The following is a 16,265-nucleotide window of genomic DNA, read 5'->3' on the forward strand; positions in this document are numbered from 1 at the left end:
GTCCGGACGCGGGCCCGGCGGCCGGTCCGCATCGCAGCGGACTAACCTGGCCGTATGCGCCTTTCCGCCCGGGTCGACTATGCCCTCCGCGCGGCCGCCGAGCTGGCCTCCGTCGCGGACGGGACTGCCGAGCGGAGCCGCCCGGTGACCGCCGAGCAGATCGCCCGCGCGCAGGACATCCCGCCGAAGTTCCTGGAGAGCATCCTGCTGCAACTGCGCCGGGGCGGCATCGTGCACGCCCAGCGTGGCCCGGAGGGCGGCTACTGGCTGGCCCGGCCGGCCGGGGAGATCTCCCTGGCCGAGGTGATCCGCGTCATCGACGGCCCGCTGGCGCACGTACGCGGGCAGCGTCCGGAGCAGCTCGGCTACCAGGGTGCGGCCCGCGCGCTGCAGGACGTCTGGATCGCGCTGCGGGCCAGCGAGCGGGAGATCCTCGAGCTGGTCACCATCGCCGACGTGGCGGCCGGCGCGCTGCCCGGCCGGGTCAACGAGCTGGCCGCCGACCCGCGCGCCTGGAGCTGACGACCGCCTCCGCACGTCCGGGCACACCGTCCGGCGACTCCTACCAACCGGATGGGGGACTTGACCCGGGGTGCCCTCGTGCCGCATTGTCGACCAAGTTGATAGGAGATACCGAAAAGTCAGGGGGCGCTCGTGCGCAAGCTGCTGGTCCTCGCCCTCGTCGGGCTCGCCGCGCAACTCGTCGACGGCGCGCTCGGCATGGCGTACGGGCTGACCTCCTCGACGCTTCTCCTGTTCGCCGGTGTCGCACCGGCCGCCGCGTCCGCCTCGGTGCACCTGGCCGAGATCGGCACCACGCTCGCCGCCGGCGTCTCGCACTGGCGATTCGGCAACGTCGACTGGAAGGTGGTCGGCCGGATCGCGCTGCCCGGCGCCATCGGCGCGTTCGCCGGAGCGACTTTCCTCAGCTCGATCTCCACCGAGGCGGCGGCCCCGTGGATGGCCGCCATCCTGTTCACGCTCGGCGCGTACCTGCTGGTGCGGTTCTCCCGGCCGCTGCGCGCGAACCGGGCCGCCGGCCGGCTGCGCAGCCGTTTCCTCGCGCCGCTCGGCCTGGTCGCCGGCTTCGTCGACGCCACCGGCGGCGGTGGCTGGGGCCCGGTCGCCACCCCGGCGCTGCTGGTGTCCGGCCGGATGGAACCCCGCAAGGTCATCGGCTCGGTGGACACCTCCGAGTTCGTGGTGGCCGGCGCGGCCAGCATCGGCTTCCTCATCGGCCTGGGCTCCGAGGGCTTCCTGCTGCCGACGGTGGCCGCGCTCCTGGTCGGCGGCCTGATCGCCGCGCCGATCGCCGCCTGGCTGGTCCGCATCGTTCCCGCCCAGCTGCTCGGCGCCGTGATCGGCGGCGTGATCGTGCTGACGAACGCCCGCACGCTGCTGAGCGCCGGCGGCGTGGGCGGGTCGGTGCCGGTCGTGGTGTACGTGCTGCTCGGCGCCGCCTGGCTGGTCGCCGTCGGGCTGGCGGTGCGCGCGCTGCGCCGTACCCGCCGGGCCCGCGCCACTGTCGACGCGGCCCTGGCCGCCGCGCCGCCGGCCGAGGCGGGGAAGCCTGCCCAGCCGGGGGAGTCCGTCGAGCCGGCGGAGGCCGCGCAGCCGGGGCAGGTCCCGCAGCCGGGGCAGGTCCCGCAGCCGGTGGCCACCGCCGAGACCACCGAGGCCGCGGAGTCGCGGAAGCTCGCCGCCGCTGTCGAGGGCTGAGCCGCCCGCGGCCTGAACCGCGCGCCTCGCCTGGCCGTGCCGTCGCCCGGGAGGGCTCTGTCTCGGCCGGTCGCTCGCCGGGAGAGAACATGTCCCCTGACCGGTATGCCTCTCGGTCATATTTATGACTCTGAGGTATATCGGCTGTCGGTTCATTCCTTCGCGCCGTCGCCCGACCGCGCCGCCGCTCCACCGTTCCGCCGCGCTTGTGGGCGTGTCCGGCGGTGACCTAGGCTGACGAAGCGCGGAGCCGAATCACCGACGTCGATGCGTCGACGTCGCCCGTCGCGTCAGGGCACGTATCCGCCGGTCCGGGCAGGCCGGCGACCGTCGCGTGCCTGACCTCCGCGAAAGGCGTTCCCCGTGCACCCCACCACCCCTCGCCGCCGGATCGCGCTGCTCGCCGCGGCCTCGGCGGTCACCCTGTCGGCCGGCGCGCTCACCACGATGACTGCTGCCGCGGCGGCCGTCGCCTGCCGGGTCGACTACCGGATCACCAACCAGTGGAGCGGCGGCTTCGGCGCCGACGTGACAGTCACCAACCTCGGCGACCCGGTCAACGGCTGGACTGTCGGCTGGAGCTTCGCCGCCGGCCAGCAGGTCGTCCAGGCGTGGAACGCGACGGTCAGCCAGTCCGGGGCGCAGGTGAGCGCCCGCGACGCCGGCTACAACGCGGCCATCGGCACCGGCGGCACCGCGAACTTCGGCTTCAACGGCTCCTGGAACAACGCGTCGAACCCGGTCCCGGCCGCGTTCACGCTCAACGGCACCGCCTGCACCGGCGCGCCGTCGACCAGCGCGCCACCGTCGACGCCGCCACCGAGCACCACACCTCCGCCCACCACACCGCCACCGACCACACCCCCGCCCACCGACCCGCCGGCCGGGGCGAAGCAGATGGAGAAGCTCGACCGAGGGCTGGTCAGCGTCCGCTCCGGCAGCGGGAACCTCGTCTCCTGGCGGCTGCTCGGCACCGAGACCTCGGGCGTGGCGTTCAACCTCTACCGGGGCGGCACCAAGGTCAACGGCAGCCCGATCACCGGCGCCACCACGTACCTGGACAGCGGCGCGGCGGCCGGCTCGGCGTACACCGTGCGGGCCGTGGTGAACGGCGCCGAGCAGGCGGCGTCCGCGCCGGCGCTCCAGTTCGCCAACGGTTACCTGGACGTGCCGATCCAGCCCCCACCCGGCGGCACCACCCCGGCGGGGGAGGGCTACAGCTACTCGGCGAACGACGCGAGCGTCGGTGACCTCGACGGCGACGGCCGGTACGAGTTCGTGCTCAAGTGGGATCCGTCGAACGCCAAGGACAACTCGCAGTCCGGCTACACCGGCAACGTCTACGTCGACGCGTACACGCTCGCCGGCACCCGGCTGTGGCGCGTCGACCTGGGCCGCAACATCCGCGCCGGCGCCCACTACACCCAGTTCCAGGTGTACGACTACGACGGCGACGGAGACGCCGAAGTGGCCATGAAGACCGCCGACGGCACCCGCTCCGGCACCGGCCAGGTGATCGGCAACGGCTCGGCCGACCACCGCAACTCCAGCGGCTACGTGCTCGCCGGCCCGGAGTACCTGACCATGTTCGACGGCCGCACCGGCGCAGCACTTTCCACAGTCGACTACGACCCGCCGCGCGGCACCGTCTCGTCCTGGGGCGACTCGTACGGCAACCGGGTCGACCGGTTCCTCGCCGGCACCGCGTACCTGGACGGGCAGCGCCCCTCGCTGATCATGGCGCGCGGCTACTACACCCGCGCCGTCGTCGCGGCCTGGGACTTCCGCGACGGCACGCTGCGCAAGCGCTGGACGTTCGACTCGAACGCCTCCGGCAACGGCGCCGCCGCCGGCCAGGGCAACCACCAGCTCTCCGTGGCCGACGTCGACAACGACGGCCGCCAGGAGATCGTGTACGGCGCCGCCACCATCGACGACAACGGCCGGCTGCTGTACTCCACCGGCAACGGCCACGGCGACGCCCTGCACGTCGGCGACCTCGACACGTCCCGCGCCGGCCTGGAGATCTTCAAGGTCGACGAGGACGGCAGCAAGCCCAGCTCCTGGATGGCCGACGCGCGTACCGGGCAGATCATCTGGCAGACCGCGCCGAACGGCGACAACGGCCGCGGCGTCTCCGGTGACGTCTGGGCCGGCAGCCCGGGCGCGGAGTCCTGGTCGTCGGCGGTCGACGGGCTGCTCAACACCCGGGGGCAGAACATCGGGCGCAAGCCGTCGTCGGCGAACTTCCTGATCTGGTGGGACGGCGACCCGGTCCGGGAACTGCTCGACGCCACGAAGATCGACAAGTACGGCACCGGCGGCGAGACCCGGCTGCTCACCGGCAGCGGCGTCGCCTCGAACAACGGCACCAAGTCCACCCCGGCACTCTCGGCCGACCTGCTCGGTGACTGGCGCGAGGAGGTGGTCTGGCGTACCTCCGACAGCACCGCGCTACGGATCTACAGCACGCCGGTCACCACCGGCCTGCGCCTGCCGACGCTGATGCACGACCCGCAGTACCGGGTGGCGGTGGCCTGGCAGAACACCGCCTACAACCAGCCGCCGCACCCGGGCTTCCACCTGGGCGACGGCATGAGCACCCCGCCCGCCCCGAACATCTACCTGCGCTGAAACGGCAGGCACCGGGTCGCCGGTCGCGGAATCCGCTCCGCCGGCGACCCGGTGCACCACACCGCAGCATTCCCGACCCGTCCCGACCGGGAATGCCGTACCACCACCGAGGACAAAGTTAGGCGTCCCACGCGACGGTGCGGTGACGTGGCTATGAAGAGCGTGTTTCAGCCCTCCCGGCGCAGCCCGCCCGCCACCTTCTCGGCGATCAGCTCGAACGAGCGGACCCGGTCGGCCACGTCGTAGACCATCGTGGTGAGCATCAGCTCGTCCGCGCCGGTGCGCTCCAGCAACTCACCGAGCTGCCGGGCCACCGTCTCCGGCGAGCCGGTCGCCTGCCCGTCACGGCGCTGGGCGACGAACTCCCGCTCGAACTCCGAGTACGGGTACGCCGCCGCCTCCTCCGGCGTGACCAGCGGCTCCGGCCGCCCCGAGCGCAGCTTCAGGAACGACAGCCCGGCCGGCCCGGCCAGCCACTCGGCCCGCTCGTCGGTCTCCGCGCAGACCGCGTTGACGGCCACCATCGCGTACGGCCGGTCCAGCCACTGCGACGGCCGGAAGTTCTGCCGGTAGAGCTGCAACGCCGGAATCGTGTTCTGCGAGCTGAAGTGGTGCGCGAACGAGAACGGCAGCCCGAGCAGGCCGGCCAGCTGCGCGCTGAACCCGCTGGACCCGAGCAGCCACACCTGCGGCGACTGGCCGCGGCCCGGCGTCGCGGTGATCGGGCCCGGCTCGGCGCCGGAGAAGTAGTTCATCAGGTCGGCCAGCTCACGCGGGAAGTGCTCGGCGGACAGGCCCTCCATGGTGCGGCGCAGCGCCAGCGCGGTCACCTGGTCGGTGCCCGGCGCCCGGCCGATGCCCAGGTCGATCCGGCCCGGGTGCAGCGCCTCCAGCGTGCCGAACTGCTCGGCCACCACCAGCGGTGCGTGGTTGGGCAGCATCACGCCGCCGGAGCCGAGCCGGATCGTGCTGGTGTTCGCCGCCAGGTGCGCGAGCAGCACCGCCGGCGCCGAACTCGCGATCGCCGGCATGTTGTGGTGCTCGGCCACCCAGAACCGGCGGTAGCCCAGCTCCTCGGTGCGGCGGGCCAGCTCCGTGGTGTGTCGCAGCGCCTCACCGGCACTGCCGGTCGCCGCCACCGGGGCAAGATCAAGAACAGACATGGGTACGTCGATCACAGCGTGGTGCAACAGGCGACGTGCCGGAATTGTTTCGCCGGGTGCGCTACCCCATACCCCGGGCCTGCTCGAAGATCAGGCTGGTCTGGGTGTGCTGCACCGCCGGATCGACAGCCAGATGGTCGAGGACGAAGTCCCGCAGCGCGTCCCCGGAGGCGGCCCGCACGTGCAGCACGTAGTCCTCCGCGCCCGCCACGTGGAACACCGACACCACCCCTGGTAGCCGCACCGACCGGGCCCGGAACGCGTCCACGGCGGCCCGCTCGTGCGCCGTCAACCGCACCGACACCAGCGCCTGCAACGGCAGACCCACCGCCGCCGGGTCGACCTCGGCGTGGAACCCGCGGATCGCCCCGCACTCGCGCAGCGCCCGGGTACGCGTCAGGCACGTCGACGGCGCCACCCCCACCCGCTCGGCCAGCGCGTTGTTCGGCAGCCGGCCGTCGGCCGCCAACTCGGTGAGGATCGCGCGATCGGTGTCGTCCAGGCCGGCGAACGGCCGTACATCATTCGGTGCGGCAGGCATGTGACCATCCTTCACCGAATCGCCACCGGGCGAAAGCGCGATTCCCAGAATCTTGTTCGCTCCTATTGCCCTCTGCCATCGTCATGTTCGACGCTTCCGGCATGACTTCCGTGGACACCGCAGCCGTACACGCCGGGCGCGCCGACCTCGCCGGGCTCGGCGTCCACGTCCCGCCGATCGACCTGTCCACCACCAACCCGCTGCCCTCGGTGGCCGGAGGCGGTGACGACTACGAGACGCTCGCCACCGGCGGCACCCTCCCGGCCGGCGGCAGCGCCGTCTACCAGCGCCTCTGGAACCCCACAGTGGCCCGGTTCGAGACCGCGCTCGCCCAGCTCGAAGGCACCGCCGAGGCGGTCGCGTTCGCCAGCGGCATGGCCGCCCTCACCGCCGCCCTGCTCGCCGCCACCCGCGACGGCAAACGCCACGTCGTCGCCGTCCGCCCCCTCTACGGCGGCACCGACCATGTCCTCGCCACCGGCCTGCTCGGCACCGAGGTCACCTGGGCCACCCCCGCCGACGTGGCCGCCGCCATCCGACCCGACACCGCGCTGGTGCTGGTCGAGACGCCCGCCAACCCCAGCCTCGACCTGGTCGACATCGCCGCGCTCGCCGGCGCCGCCGGTGACGTCCCGCTGCTCGTCGACAACACCGTCGCCACCCCGGTGCTCCAGCAGCCCGCCCGCCACGGCGCCGCGCTCGTGCTGCACAGCGCCACCAAGAGCATCGGCGGCCACGGCGACGTCCTCGCCGGAGTGATCGCCTGCGCTCCCGAATGGGCCGCCCGGCTGCGCCAGGTCCGCGCCGTCACCGGCGCCGTCCTGCACCCGCTCGGCGCGTACCTGCTGCACCGCGGCATCCAGACCCTCCCGCTGCGGGTCCGCGCCCAGCAGGCCGGTGCGGAGAAGCTCGCCGCCTGGCTCGCCGGCCACCCCGCCGTCGAGCGCGTCCACCACCCGTCCCTGTACGACCCGGCCGGGCTGGTCGGCCGCCAGATGTCCGGCACCGGCAGCCTGCTCGCCTTCGAGGTACGCGGCGGCGCGCCCGCCGCGGCCGAGGTCGCCGGCACCTGCGAACTGATCACCCACGCGGTGTCGCTGGGCGGTGTCGACACGCTGATCCAGCACCCGGCCTCGCTCACCCACCGGCCGGTCGAGGGCGACGCCAAGCCCTGCGGCGGGCTGCTGCGCGTCTCGGTCGGCCTGGAGGACCCGGAGGACCTGCGGGCGGATCTCGCGCAGGCGCTGTCGCGCATCTGACGGCGGCGGGTCGCCCGCGTCCGCGGCGTCGGCCGGTCACGACTTCGGGCCGACGTGCCGGTCGAGGGCGGCGACCGCCTCCCGGCGGGCCACCGAGAGGGAGTTGCGGCGGTTCATCCGCCAGGCGATGCCCAGCCGGTCGAGGGCCCGCTGGCAGAGGCCCATGATGTCGGCGGACTCGTTGGCGAACATGTAGCGCGGATAGACGTACGCCTTGCCGCGCACGACGACCCGGTTGGCGAAACGGCAGCCGTCGGAGTGGAACAGGCCGCGCAGGAAGTCGCCCGCCTGGGCCTCGACAATGGGTCGCTGCCAATCGGTCAGAACGATCGGGCGCTCGTGCTTCTTGCCGGGCCCGTGCTGCGGTAGTAGGCACGGCCAGTGCTTCCCGTAACTCTGCACGCTGACGCAGCCCGGTTTCTGGACCCGCTGCACCTTCTCGGCCAGCACCGCTCGCATGGCGTCGTCGCACGCCTCGATCAGGCCCGGCCAGCAGTCGCTGCAGGCGATCCGGAGCACCGGCACCCGGGCCTTGGTGACGAGGTGCCCGTCGCCGAGGTAGAGGCCGAGGAGATAGGCGTAGGCCGCCGGATCTGTCGGAGCGTGCATGTCGTCACGACAGCGGAAGCATCGCAGTGCGGTGCCCTGCTGCTTCGGCGTCGGCCGATCCTTGCACCAGTGGCGAACCGTCGGGTAGGAGAGCCCCACGGTCCGCGCCACCTGGGCAACGGTCGCGCCGTCGAGGTAAGACGCCGCGCCCGGGCGCGCAGTTCGGGTGGATGCACAACCCTATGGTCGAACGCCTGTATGACATTTCTGGTGCCCTCGGTGGGATTCGAACCCACACTGTATGGAGTTTGAATCCATTGCCTGCTGCCAGTTGGGCTACGAGGGCGTTCCGTGATTCGGCCTCGACAGCTTACCCGCTAGGCTGAGGGCGGCGGCACCCGGCAGGGCGGGTGCCGGGCTCGAACCGGTGGGAGTGGCTCGTGGGCGAGATGCAGGCGGACGCCGAGCGCAAGCGCGTTCTGATCGCCGAGGACGAGGCGCTCATCCGGCTGGACCTGGCCGAGATGCTCGTCGAAGAGGGCTACGAGGTGGTCGGCGAGGCCGGTGACGGCGAGACCGCCGTCAAGCTCGCCGAGGAGCTCAAGCCGGATCTGGTCATCCTCGACATCAAGATGCCGATCATGGACGGGCTGGCCGCCGCCGAGCGGATCGCCGGCGCGCGCATCGCCCCGGTGATCATCCTGACCGCGTTCAGCCAGCGTGACCTGGTGGAGCGGGCGCGGGCGGCCGGCGCGATGGCGTACCTGGTCAAGCCGTTCCAGAAGAGCGACCTGGTGCCGGCGGTGGAGATCGCGCTGTCCCGCTACTCGGAGATCGCCGCGCTGGAGTCGGAGGTCGCCGGCCTCACCGACCGGCTGGAGATCCGCAAGACCGTCGAGCGCGCCAAGGGTGCGCTGATGACGACGTACGGCATGACCGAGCCGCAGGCGTTCAAGTGGATCCAGCGCACCGCGATGGACCACCGGATGACCATGAAGGAGGTCGCCGAGCGGATCCTCGCGGAGACCGCCGGCGGCGAGGTGGAGCAGCCCACGCCCTGACCTGCCCGCGAGGTGTCCGATCGATAGGATCGGATCCATGCGCGTCCGGCCGGTCCTCGTCGCCGCTGCCGCCGCGCTGCTCCTGGCGGCCTGCCACGCGACCCCGCGGCCGCTGCCGCAGCCCGCTTCCGTACGCCCGCAGTGGCAGCCCGTGGAGCTGGCCCTTCCCGCCGGCGCCTCGGGGCGTCCGGTGCCGCGCGACGCGGTTCGGTGCGCCGGTCGGTGGTACGTGGTGGGCGGGCTGGTCGATCCGGCGGGGGAGACCCGTCCGGCGGCGTGGTCCTCATCGGACGGCGTGACCTGGTCGCCGATTCCGGTGCGCGCGCAGACGTTCTACGGCCGTCAGCACGTGCTCTACGCGGTCGCCTGCCGCGACGACGGGATGGCCGCGCTGGGCGCGAAGACCGGTGGCGTGCACGGCAATCCGCGTACCGGGACGTGGGTGTGGGGTCCGGGCGGGCCGTTGCGGGAGGTGCCGGCGGCGTTCGAGCTGTTCGGCGGCCCGCGCGCGGTGAGCGCGTCGCGGCTGGCGGCGGGGCCGGGCGGCTGGCTGGTCGCCGGTGCGCGCGCGGACGGCGCGGCGGTGTGGACGTCGCCGGACGCCGAGGGGTTCGTCCTGCGTGAGGGGGTCGCGGAGTTGGCCGGCGACGGCCGGGGCCGGACGGCGGCGTACGACGTGGCGGCGGTGGGGTCGGGCTGGCTGGTGGTGGGGGCGTTGCTGCCGCCCGGCGGGACGGCCCGGACGCCTCTCGCGTGGGCCTCGGCCGACGGCCGGGTGTGGCGGCGGGTGGCCCTGCCGGTGCCGGACGGGGCGGCCGGGGCGGCGGAGCGGGTGGTGCCGGCCGACGGCGGGCCGGTGGTCCTCGGTCCGGTGGGCGACCGGTTCGGGGTGTGGCGCGGGTGCGACGACTGCGGCTCGCGGTCCGCCGGTTCGGCAGGTGCGGCGCAGGGGTGGCGGCGCGTCGGCGGGTTCGGCACGTCGGGGCCCGGGGTGTCGTCGGTGGACGCGCTCGCGGCGTCGGGGCGGCGGCTCGTCGCGGTGACCGGGGACGGCGCTCAGCGACGGCTCTGGATGTCGCGTGACGGCGGCGTGTCGTGGCTTCCCGTGATCACTCCGGTGCCGGTGCCGGACGGTGGCGACGCGGCGCTGCCGGTGGCCGTCGGCGACGGCGGGCTGCTCGTGGTCGTCGACGACGGGAAAACGTCCCGCGCCTGGTGGGGGGCGTTGTCGACCATCGATCGGTAGCGGGTGAGGAGGTTCCAGCTCGTTACCGAGGAATAGTCGGCGAAAGCCTTGCCGGGCCTACGGTTCTTACGGCGATCGGCTTGAATCCGCCACCGCGTGTAACGGTTCGGTCAACCCCGCTTTCCAGGTCTTACGCCACCGCTCGCGGTGGGATAACGTCCCGGCCCAGACCGGCGACGACGGTCTTGGTTCGTCCACCCCGCAAGGGCCAATCAGCGGCGGGTGGTTCGGATCATGGACGGAGGAGGGTTCGGGCCTTGAGGCAGAAGCTCGCACGCGTGATCGGCGGGGTCGCCATGCTGGCGCTCGTCGCCGGTGGCACCGCTTGTTCCAGCGGCAGCGACGATGAGGGTTCCGGGGGCAGCGCCTGCGGGAGCAAGATCGCTTTCTTCGGCGCGCTGACCGGTAGCTCGGCCGCGCTGGGCATCAACGAGAAGAACGGCGTCAAGCTGGCCGTCGACAAGTACAACAAGGAGAACCCGGACTGCAAGGTCGAGCTCGCCGAGCTCGACTCGCAGGGCAGCCCGGACCAGGCGCCGGGTCTGGCCCAGAAGGCGATCGACGACACCAAGATCCTGGGCGTCGTGGGTCCGGCCTACTCGGGCGAGTCCGAGGCCGCCGGCCCGCTGTTCAACGAGGCCGGCCTGGTCACCATCACCCCCTCCGCGACCCGTCCCAGCCTCGCCGAGCAGGGCTGGAAGACGTTCTTCCGCGCGGTCGGCAACGACCTGAGCCAGGGCCCCGCCGCCGGTAACTACATCAAGAACGTGATGAAGGCCGACCGGGTCTACGTCATCGACGACCAGTCCGCGTACGGCGCCGGCCTGGCCGACGAGGTCAAGAAGGTTCTCGGCTCCTCGGTCGTGGGCAGCGACAAGGTCCAGGGCGAGGGCAAGCAGACCGAGTTCTCCGGCGTGGTCACCAAGGTCAAGGCCGCCAACGTCAAGGCGGTCTTCTACGGCGGCTACTACCAGGAGGCCGGCCTGATCCGCAAGCAGCTCACCGCTGCCGGGGTCACCGCCCCGCTGGTCGCCGGTGACGGCGTGAACGACGGCGCGTACATCACCTCCGCCGGTGCCGCCGCCGCCGAGGGCACCATCCTCACCTGCCCCTGCGCTCCGTCCACCGAGGCGCGCGGCACCTTCGCCGCCGACTTCAAGGCGCTCAACGGCACCGACCCGGGCACCTACAGCGACACCGCCTTCGACGCGGCGAACATCCTGCTGGCGGGCATCAAGGCCGGCAAGAGCACCCGCGCCGACCTGCTGGAGTTCGTGAAGGGCTACAGCGGCGAGGGCGTTGCCGCCAGCTACAAGTTCGTCGAGGGCGGCGAGCTCGACCCGGCGCAGGTCAAGGTCTGGGCGTTCAAGGTGCAGGGCGGCAAGGTCGTCCCGGACCAGGAGATCCCCAAGTCCTGATCGTTCGATCGCTGGACTGGCGATTGAGTAGTGATCGCGGGTGCGGCCGGGAGCTGGCTCCCGGCCGCACCCTCTTTTTCTCTTGAGCGACGGAGCGTCCCTCCCTTGGACTTCGACGGATTGTTCTCCAACTTCGGGGAACTCACCACGACCGGCTTGACGCAGGGCGCCATCTACGCCCTGGTCGCGCTCGGCTACACGCTTGTGTACGGCGTGCTCAGGCTCATCAACTTCGCCCACTCCGAGGTCTTCATCGCCGGCGCGTTCGCCGCGATCTGGACCTGGAACGGCTTCGGACTCGACCAGAACTCGCAGGTCAGCGGCATCGGCTCGATCCTGTTCTACCTACTGGTGGCGATGATCGTGGCGGCCATCGCCTCGGCGGGCACCGCGACGGTGATCGAACGGGTGGCGTACCGGCCGCTGCGCAAGCGCAACGCGCCGCCGCTGGCGTTCCTCATCACCGCCATCGGCGCCTCGATCGCCATCTCCGAGGCGTTCGGCGTCTACACCCGGCGCCGGCCGGAGGGCGCGCCGATCCTGGTCAGCTCGGAGCCGCTGTTCCACATCGCCGGGGTGCCGATCGACGCGGTGCAGCTGCTCACGATCGGTTCCGCGCTGGTGATGATGTTCGCGCTGGACCAGTTCATCAACCGCAGCCGTACCGGCCGCGGCATCCGGGCGGTGGCCCAGGACGCCAACACGGCGGCCCTGATGGGCGTCAACAAGGACCGCATCATCCTGATGGTCTTCATCGCCGGTGGCACCATGGCCGGCGTCGCGGGCCTGCTCTACGACGTGCGGATCCAGACGCTCACCTACAGCGTCGGCTTCCTGCTGGGCCTCAAGGCGTTCACCGCCGCGGTGCTCGGCGGTATCGGCAACCTGCGCGGCGCGCTCGTCGGCGGGTTGCTGCTCGGCGTCGTGGAGAACTACGCCGCGGGCCTGTTCGGCAGTCAGTGGAAGGACTTCGCCGCGTTCGCGGTGCTCGTCGTCCTGCTGATGTTCCGGCCGACCGGTCTGCTCGGCGAATCACTGGGGAGGGCACGCGCATGACGACCACCATCGACCCGCCGGAGCGGCGGGAGACGGCGGCGGACAAGCTGCGGCAGGGCCGGCACGCGATCTCGGAGCGCTGGCACCACGCGCCGCGCTGGGTGCGCTGGGTGCTGCTGATCGCGGTCATCGCGTTCTTCTACGCGCTGCCGAACAAGGAGTTCTACCAGTACCTCGGGCCGATCCCGACCCCGGGCGCGAACTTCACCCAGGTGATGTTCACGGTCTCGATCTACGTGCTGCTGGCGGTCGGGCTCAACATCGTGGTCGGCTTCGCCGGCCTGCTCGACCTCGGCTACTTCGGCTTCTTCGCCGTCGGCGCGTACACGGTCGCGGTGCTGACCTCACCGAGCAGCGACCTCAAGACGCTGTGGCCGTGGCTGGCGGTGGTGCCGATCGCGATCGGCCTGACCATGGTCTCCGGCGTCATGCTGGGCACGCCGACGCTGCGTCTGCGCGGCGACTACCTGGCGCTGGTGACGCTCGGCTTCGCCGAGATGATCCGGATCGCGGCGGTCAGCTCCGAGTTCCTCAAGGGACAGCGCGGCTTCAACCAGATCCCGCACCCGCCCGGCCAGTACGCCGACGGCCGGCCGTGGTTCGGCGTGCTCGACGCCCGCCCGTACTACTGGCTGGTGCTCACGCTGATCATCCTGGTGGTGATCGGGGTGCGGAACCTGACCCACAGCCGGGTCGGCCGGGCCTGGATCTCGATCCGCGAGGACGAGGACGCGGCCCAGCTGATGGGCGTGCCGACGTTCAAGTTCAAGCTGTGGGCGTTCGCCTCCGGCGCGGCCATCGCCGGCCTGGCCGGCGCGCTGTTCGCCGGTAAGCAGAACTTCGTCAACTCGCAGAACTTCGAGCTGCTCAACTCGATCATCATCCTGGCCGCCGTCATCTTCGGCGGCTCGGGCAACATCATCGGCGCGATCGTCGGCGGCGGCCTGGTGGCGTACATGATCGAGCGGTTCCGTGGCATCGAGCTGTTCGGCATCGAACTGTACGAGTACCGGTTCCTCTTCTTCGGTCTGGTGCTCGTGGTGATGATGATCTTCCGCCCGCAGGGCTTGATCCCGAACCGGCGACGAGCGGCGGAGTTCAAGGACCGCCGCAAGGAGGTGATCGTCGGTGAGTGACACCGAGCAGACCCCGGCTGTTCCGGCCCAGGCGGCGGCCCCGGCCGTCGAGACGGTCGACAAGCGGGAGCCGTTGCTGGAGGTCGACCACGTCACGCTGCGCTTCGGCGGCGTGGTGGCCCTCAACGACGTGGACTTCACCCTCTACAAGGGTGAGATCCTCGGCCTGATCGGCCCGAACGGCGCCGGCAAGACCACCTGCTTCAACGCGATGACCGGCATCTACCAGCCCACCGAGGGGCAGATCCGGTTCCTGGGCCAGAAGATCAGTGGCAAGAAGCGCCACCAGATCACCCGGATGGGCATGGCCCGGACGTTCCAGAACATCCGTCTCTTCCCGGAGATGACCGCGCTGGAGAACGTCCAGGTCGGCGCGGACGCGCACCACAAGACCAGCGTGATCTCCGCCCTGCTGCGCCTGCCGCGGCACTGGAAGGAGGAGCGCGAGGGCCGGGAGAAGGCCGAGCGCCTGCTGGAGTTCGTCGGCATCAGCAACCGGATGCACGAGTTCGCCCGCAACCTGTCCTACGGCGAGCAGCGGCGGCTGGAGATCGCCCGCGCGCTCGCCACCGACCCGAAGCTGCTCTGCCTGGACGAGCCGGCCGCCGGCTTCAACCCGGCGGAGAAGGAGGAGCTGCTCCAGCTCATCCGGCAGATCCGGGACCAGGGCGTGACGGTGCTGCTGATCGAGCACGACATGCGCCTGGTGATGGGCGTGACCGACCGGATCGTGGTCCTGGAGTTCGGAAAGAAGATCGCCGAAGGGCTGCCCGCCGAGGTGCGGGACAACCCGAAGGTGGTCGCGGCGTACCTGGGGGTGCCGGACGATGCTGCTTGAGATCGAGGACGTGAGCCTGCTCTACGGGCGGATCCAGGCGCTGCACGGCATCAGCCTGACCGTGGACGAGGGGGAGATCGTCGCGCTGATCGGCGCGAACGGCGCCGGCAAGTCCACCACCATGCGGGCGATCTCCGGCATCCGGCCGGTCGCCTCCGGCACGATCAAGTTCGCCGGTGAGGACATCACCAAGCTCCGGGCCGACCTGCGGGTGCGGCGCGGGCTGTGCCAGGCGCCCGAGGGCCGGGGCATCTTCCCCGGCATGACGGTGCTGGAGAACCTCGACATGGGCGCGTACACCCGGCGCGACAAGGCCGGCATCGCGCAGGACCTGGCCCGGGTGCTGGACCTGTTCCCGCGGCTGGCCGAGCGGCGCAAGCAGGCCGGCGGCACGCTCTCCGGCGGCGAGCAGCAGATGCTCGCGGTCGGCCGGGCGCTGATGAGCCGGCCGAAGCTGCTGCTGCTCGACGAGCCGTCGATGGGTCTCGCGCCGATGCTGATCCAGCAGATCTTCACGATCATCACGGAGATCAACCAGCAGGGCACCACCATCCTGCTGGTGGAGCAGAACGCCCAGCAGGCGCTGGCGCGCGCCCACCGGGCGTACGTGCTGGAGACCGGCCGGATCGTCAAGAGCGGCACCGGCGCGGACCTGCTGCACGACCCCTCGGTCAAAGAGGCCTACCTCGGCGTGGCCTGACCGACCGACCCCTCGCAATAAGGAGTACAGCCATGTTCCACCCCAACCCCGGACGGCGGGCGGCGCTCGGCGTCGCCGGTGCGGCCGTCCTGCTGCTCTCCCTCGCCGCGTGCGGCGAGAAGGAGAACTCGGCCGAGCCGGGCGACGGCCCGTCGGTGTCCGCCACGGCCGACTCCAACCTCGCCGCGAAGGTGCCGGACGCCATCAAGGCCGACGGCGTGATCAAGGTCGGCACCGACTCGACGTACGCCCCGGCCGAGTTCCTCGACCAGGACGGCAAGACCGTGGTCGGCTTCGACGTGGAGCTGTTCAACGCGGTGGCGCAGAAGCTCGGCCTCAAGGCCGAGTACGAGTCGGCGCCGTTCGACGCGATCCTGCCCGGTGTGGGTTCGGGCAAGTACGAGGTCGGCGTCTCGTCGTTCACCATCAACGCCGACCGTCTGAAGACGGTCAACATGGTGAGCTACTACTCGGCGGGCACCCAGTGGGCGACCAAGAAGGGCAACCCGGCCGGGGTGGACCCGGAGAACGCCTGCGGCAAGAAGATCGCCGTGCAGGTCGGTACGGTCCAGCTCGACGACATCACCGCCCGGTCGAAGAAGTGCACCGACGCCGGCAAGCCGGCCATCAAGATCGACCAGTACCAGGCGCAGAGCGACGCGACCGCCGCCGTGGGCAGCGGCAAGAACGACGCCATGCTGGCCGACTCCCCGGTCGGCGCGTATGCGGTGAAGCAGAGCAACGGCCAGCTCGAGGTGCTCGGCGACATCTACGAGTCGGCGCCGTACGGCTACGCGGTGAACAAGGAGCAGCAGGCGTTCGCCGAGGTGCTCAAGGAGGCCGTGCAGGCGGTCATCGCCGACGGCAGCTACAAGGCCGCGCTGAGCAAGTGGGGTGTCGAGGGCGGCGCGATCACCAACGCTGAACTGAACCCGTCGGTCTGAC

The 16,265-nt window shown here is 71.5% G+C and carries 15 protein-coding genes and 1 tRNA gene; 12 read left to right on the forward strand and 4 right to left on the reverse strand.

Going from position 1 to position 16,265, the window contains the following annotated elements; translation table 11 throughout:
- Positions 1-54 precede the first annotated feature (54 nt).
- From O7604_RS18525 to O7604_RS18535, 3 genes are all read left to right on the forward strand, one after another.
- Positions 55-522, forward strand: a complete 468-nt coding sequence (locus tag O7604_RS18525; protein WP_269704961.1) for an Rrf2 family transcriptional regulator — start codon at positions 55-57, stop codon at positions 520-522.
- A gap of 132 nt (positions 523-654) precedes the next feature.
- Positions 655-1,719: a sulfite exporter TauE/SafE family protein gene (locus O7604_RS18530; protein ID WP_269704962.1), complete on the forward strand. Its 1,065-nt coding sequence runs from the start codon at positions 655-657 to the stop codon at positions 1,717-1,719.
- 363 nt (positions 1,720-2,082) lie between these two features.
- On the forward strand, positions 2,083-4,353 hold the full coding sequence (locus O7604_RS18535; RefSeq protein ID WP_269704963.1) for a cellulose binding domain-containing protein: 2,271 nt from the start codon (positions 2,083-2,085) through the stop codon (positions 4,351-4,353).
- A gap of 167 nt (positions 4,354-4,520) precedes the next feature.
- Here O7604_RS18535 and O7604_RS18540 read toward each other — a convergent pair whose 3' ends face one another.
- Positions 4,521-5,516, reverse strand: coding sequence for an LLM class flavin-dependent oxidoreductase (locus O7604_RS18540; protein ID WP_269704964.1), 996 nt, complete (start codon positions 5,514-5,516; stop codon positions 4,521-4,523).
- Between the two features lie 61 nt (positions 5,517-5,577).
- The gene (locus O7604_RS18545) at positions 5,578-6,057 is read right to left on the reverse strand and encodes an Lrp/AsnC family transcriptional regulator (RefSeq protein WP_047894721.1); all 480 of its coding nucleotides are present in this window, start codon (positions 6,055-6,057) and stop codon (positions 5,578-5,580) included.
- 83 nt (positions 6,058-6,140) lie between these two features.
- On the opposite strand from O7604_RS18545, the gene O7604_RS18550 reads away from it, so the two are divergent.
- Positions 6,141-7,316, forward strand: a complete 1,176-nt coding sequence (locus O7604_RS18550) for a PLP-dependent aspartate aminotransferase family protein (RefSeq protein ID WP_281577219.1) — start codon at positions 6,141-6,143, stop codon at positions 7,314-7,316.
- 36 nt (positions 7,317-7,352) lie between these two features.
- Here O7604_RS18550 and O7604_RS18555 read toward each other — a convergent pair whose 3' ends face one another.
- Both O7604_RS18555 and O7604_RS18560 read right to left on the reverse strand, forming a co-directional pair.
- Complete coding sequence (locus O7604_RS18555; protein ID WP_281577220.1) at positions 7,353-7,925, reverse strand: LAGLIDADG family homing endonuclease; 573 nt, start codon at positions 7,923-7,925, stop codon at positions 7,353-7,355.
- A gap of 208 nt (positions 7,926-8,133) precedes the next feature.
- A tRNA-Leu gene (locus tag O7604_RS18560) sits at positions 8,134-8,211 on the reverse strand.
- A gap of 94 nt (positions 8,212-8,305) precedes the next feature.
- Here O7604_RS18560 and O7604_RS18565 point away from each other — a divergent pair.
- The 8 genes from O7604_RS18565 (at position 8,306) to O7604_RS18600 (ending at position 16,264) form a co-directional block, all read left to right on the forward strand.
- Positions 8,306-8,926 carry a response regulator gene (locus tag O7604_RS18565; protein ID WP_194801284.1) on the forward strand — a complete coding sequence of 207 codons (621 nt, stop codon included), beginning with the start codon at positions 8,306-8,308 and terminating at the stop codon, positions 8,924-8,926.
- Positions 8,927-8,963: 37 nt separating this feature from the next.
- Positions 8,964-10,172, forward strand: coding sequence for a hypothetical protein (locus tag O7604_RS18570; RefSeq protein ID WP_269704967.1), 1,209 nt, complete (start codon positions 8,964-8,966; stop codon positions 10,170-10,172).
- 257 nt (positions 10,173-10,429) lie between these two features.
- Positions 10,430-11,590, forward strand: coding sequence for a branched-chain amino acid ABC transporter substrate-binding protein (locus O7604_RS18575; protein WP_269704968.1), 1,161 nt, complete (start codon positions 10,430-10,432; stop codon positions 11,588-11,590).
- A gap of 105 nt (positions 11,591-11,695) precedes the next feature.
- A complete protein-coding gene (locus O7604_RS18580; RefSeq protein WP_091420555.1) occupies positions 11,696-12,646 on the forward strand; it encodes a branched-chain amino acid ABC transporter permease in 951 nt (316 codons plus the stop codon).
- Positions 12,643-13,782, forward strand: a complete 1,140-nt coding sequence (locus tag O7604_RS18585) for a branched-chain amino acid ABC transporter permease (RefSeq protein WP_269704969.1) — start codon at positions 12,643-12,645, stop codon at positions 13,780-13,782. The genes O7604_RS18580 and O7604_RS18585 overlap by 4 nt, the downstream gene beginning before the upstream one ends.
- Before the next feature lie 73 nt (positions 13,783-13,855).
- Complete coding sequence (locus tag O7604_RS18590) at positions 13,856-14,620, forward strand: ABC transporter ATP-binding protein (protein WP_176722847.1); 765 nt, start codon at positions 13,856-13,858, stop codon at positions 14,618-14,620.
- A complete protein-coding gene (locus O7604_RS18595) occupies positions 14,610-15,320 on the forward strand; it encodes an ABC transporter ATP-binding protein (protein WP_043329572.1) in 711 nt (236 codons plus the stop codon). The genes O7604_RS18590 and O7604_RS18595 overlap by 11 nt, the downstream gene beginning before the upstream one ends.
- A 32-nt stretch (positions 15,321-15,352) precedes the next feature.
- On the forward strand, positions 15,353-16,264 hold the full coding sequence (locus tag O7604_RS18600; protein ID WP_104114974.1) for an ABC transporter substrate-binding protein: 912 nt from the start codon (positions 15,353-15,355) through the stop codon (positions 16,262-16,264).
- Position 16,265: the final 1 nt, after the last annotated feature.

Source organism: Micromonospora sp. WMMA1947, assembly GCF_027497355.1.
Lineage (GTDB): Bacteria > Actinomycetota > Actinomycetes > Mycobacteriales > Micromonosporaceae > Micromonospora.

What these genes read in the sequence shown, in the direction of transcription:
- O7604_RS18555 (WP_281577220.1), bottom strand. Translation starts at nt 7,925, where the DNA reads ATGCACGCTCCGACAGATCCGGCGGCCTACGCCTATCTCCTCGGCCTC.
- O7604_RS18585 (WP_269704969.1), top strand. Translation starts at nt 12,643, where the DNA reads ATGACGACCACCATCGACCCGCCGGAGCGGCGGGAGACGGCGGCGGAC.
- O7604_RS18540 (WP_269704964.1), bottom strand. Translation starts at nt 5,516, where the DNA reads ATGTCTGTTCTTGATCTTGCCCCGGTGGCGGCGACCGGCAGTGCCGGT.
- O7604_RS18525 (WP_269704961.1), top strand. Translation starts at nt 55, where the DNA reads ATGCGCCTTTCCGCCCGGGTCGACTATGCCCTCCGCGCGGCCGCCGAG.
- O7604_RS18600 (WP_104114974.1), top strand. Translation starts at nt 15,353, where the DNA reads ATGTTCCACCCCAACCCCGGACGGCGGGCGGCGCTCGGCGTCGCCGGT.
- O7604_RS18545 (WP_047894721.1), bottom strand. Translation starts at nt 6,057, where the DNA reads ATGCCTGCCGCACCGAATGATGTACGGCCGTTCGCCGGCCTGGACGAC.
- O7604_RS18595 (WP_043329572.1), top strand. Translation starts at nt 14,610, where the DNA reads ATGCTGCTTGAGATCGAGGACGTGAGCCTGCTCTACGGGCGGATCCAG.
- O7604_RS18570 (WP_269704967.1), top strand. Translation starts at nt 8,964, where the DNA reads ATGCGCGTCCGGCCGGTCCTCGTCGCCGCTGCCGCCGCGCTGCTCCTG.
- O7604_RS18550 (WP_281577219.1), top strand. Translation starts at nt 6,141, where the DNA reads ATGTTCGACGCTTCCGGCATGACTTCCGTGGACACCGCAGCCGTACAC.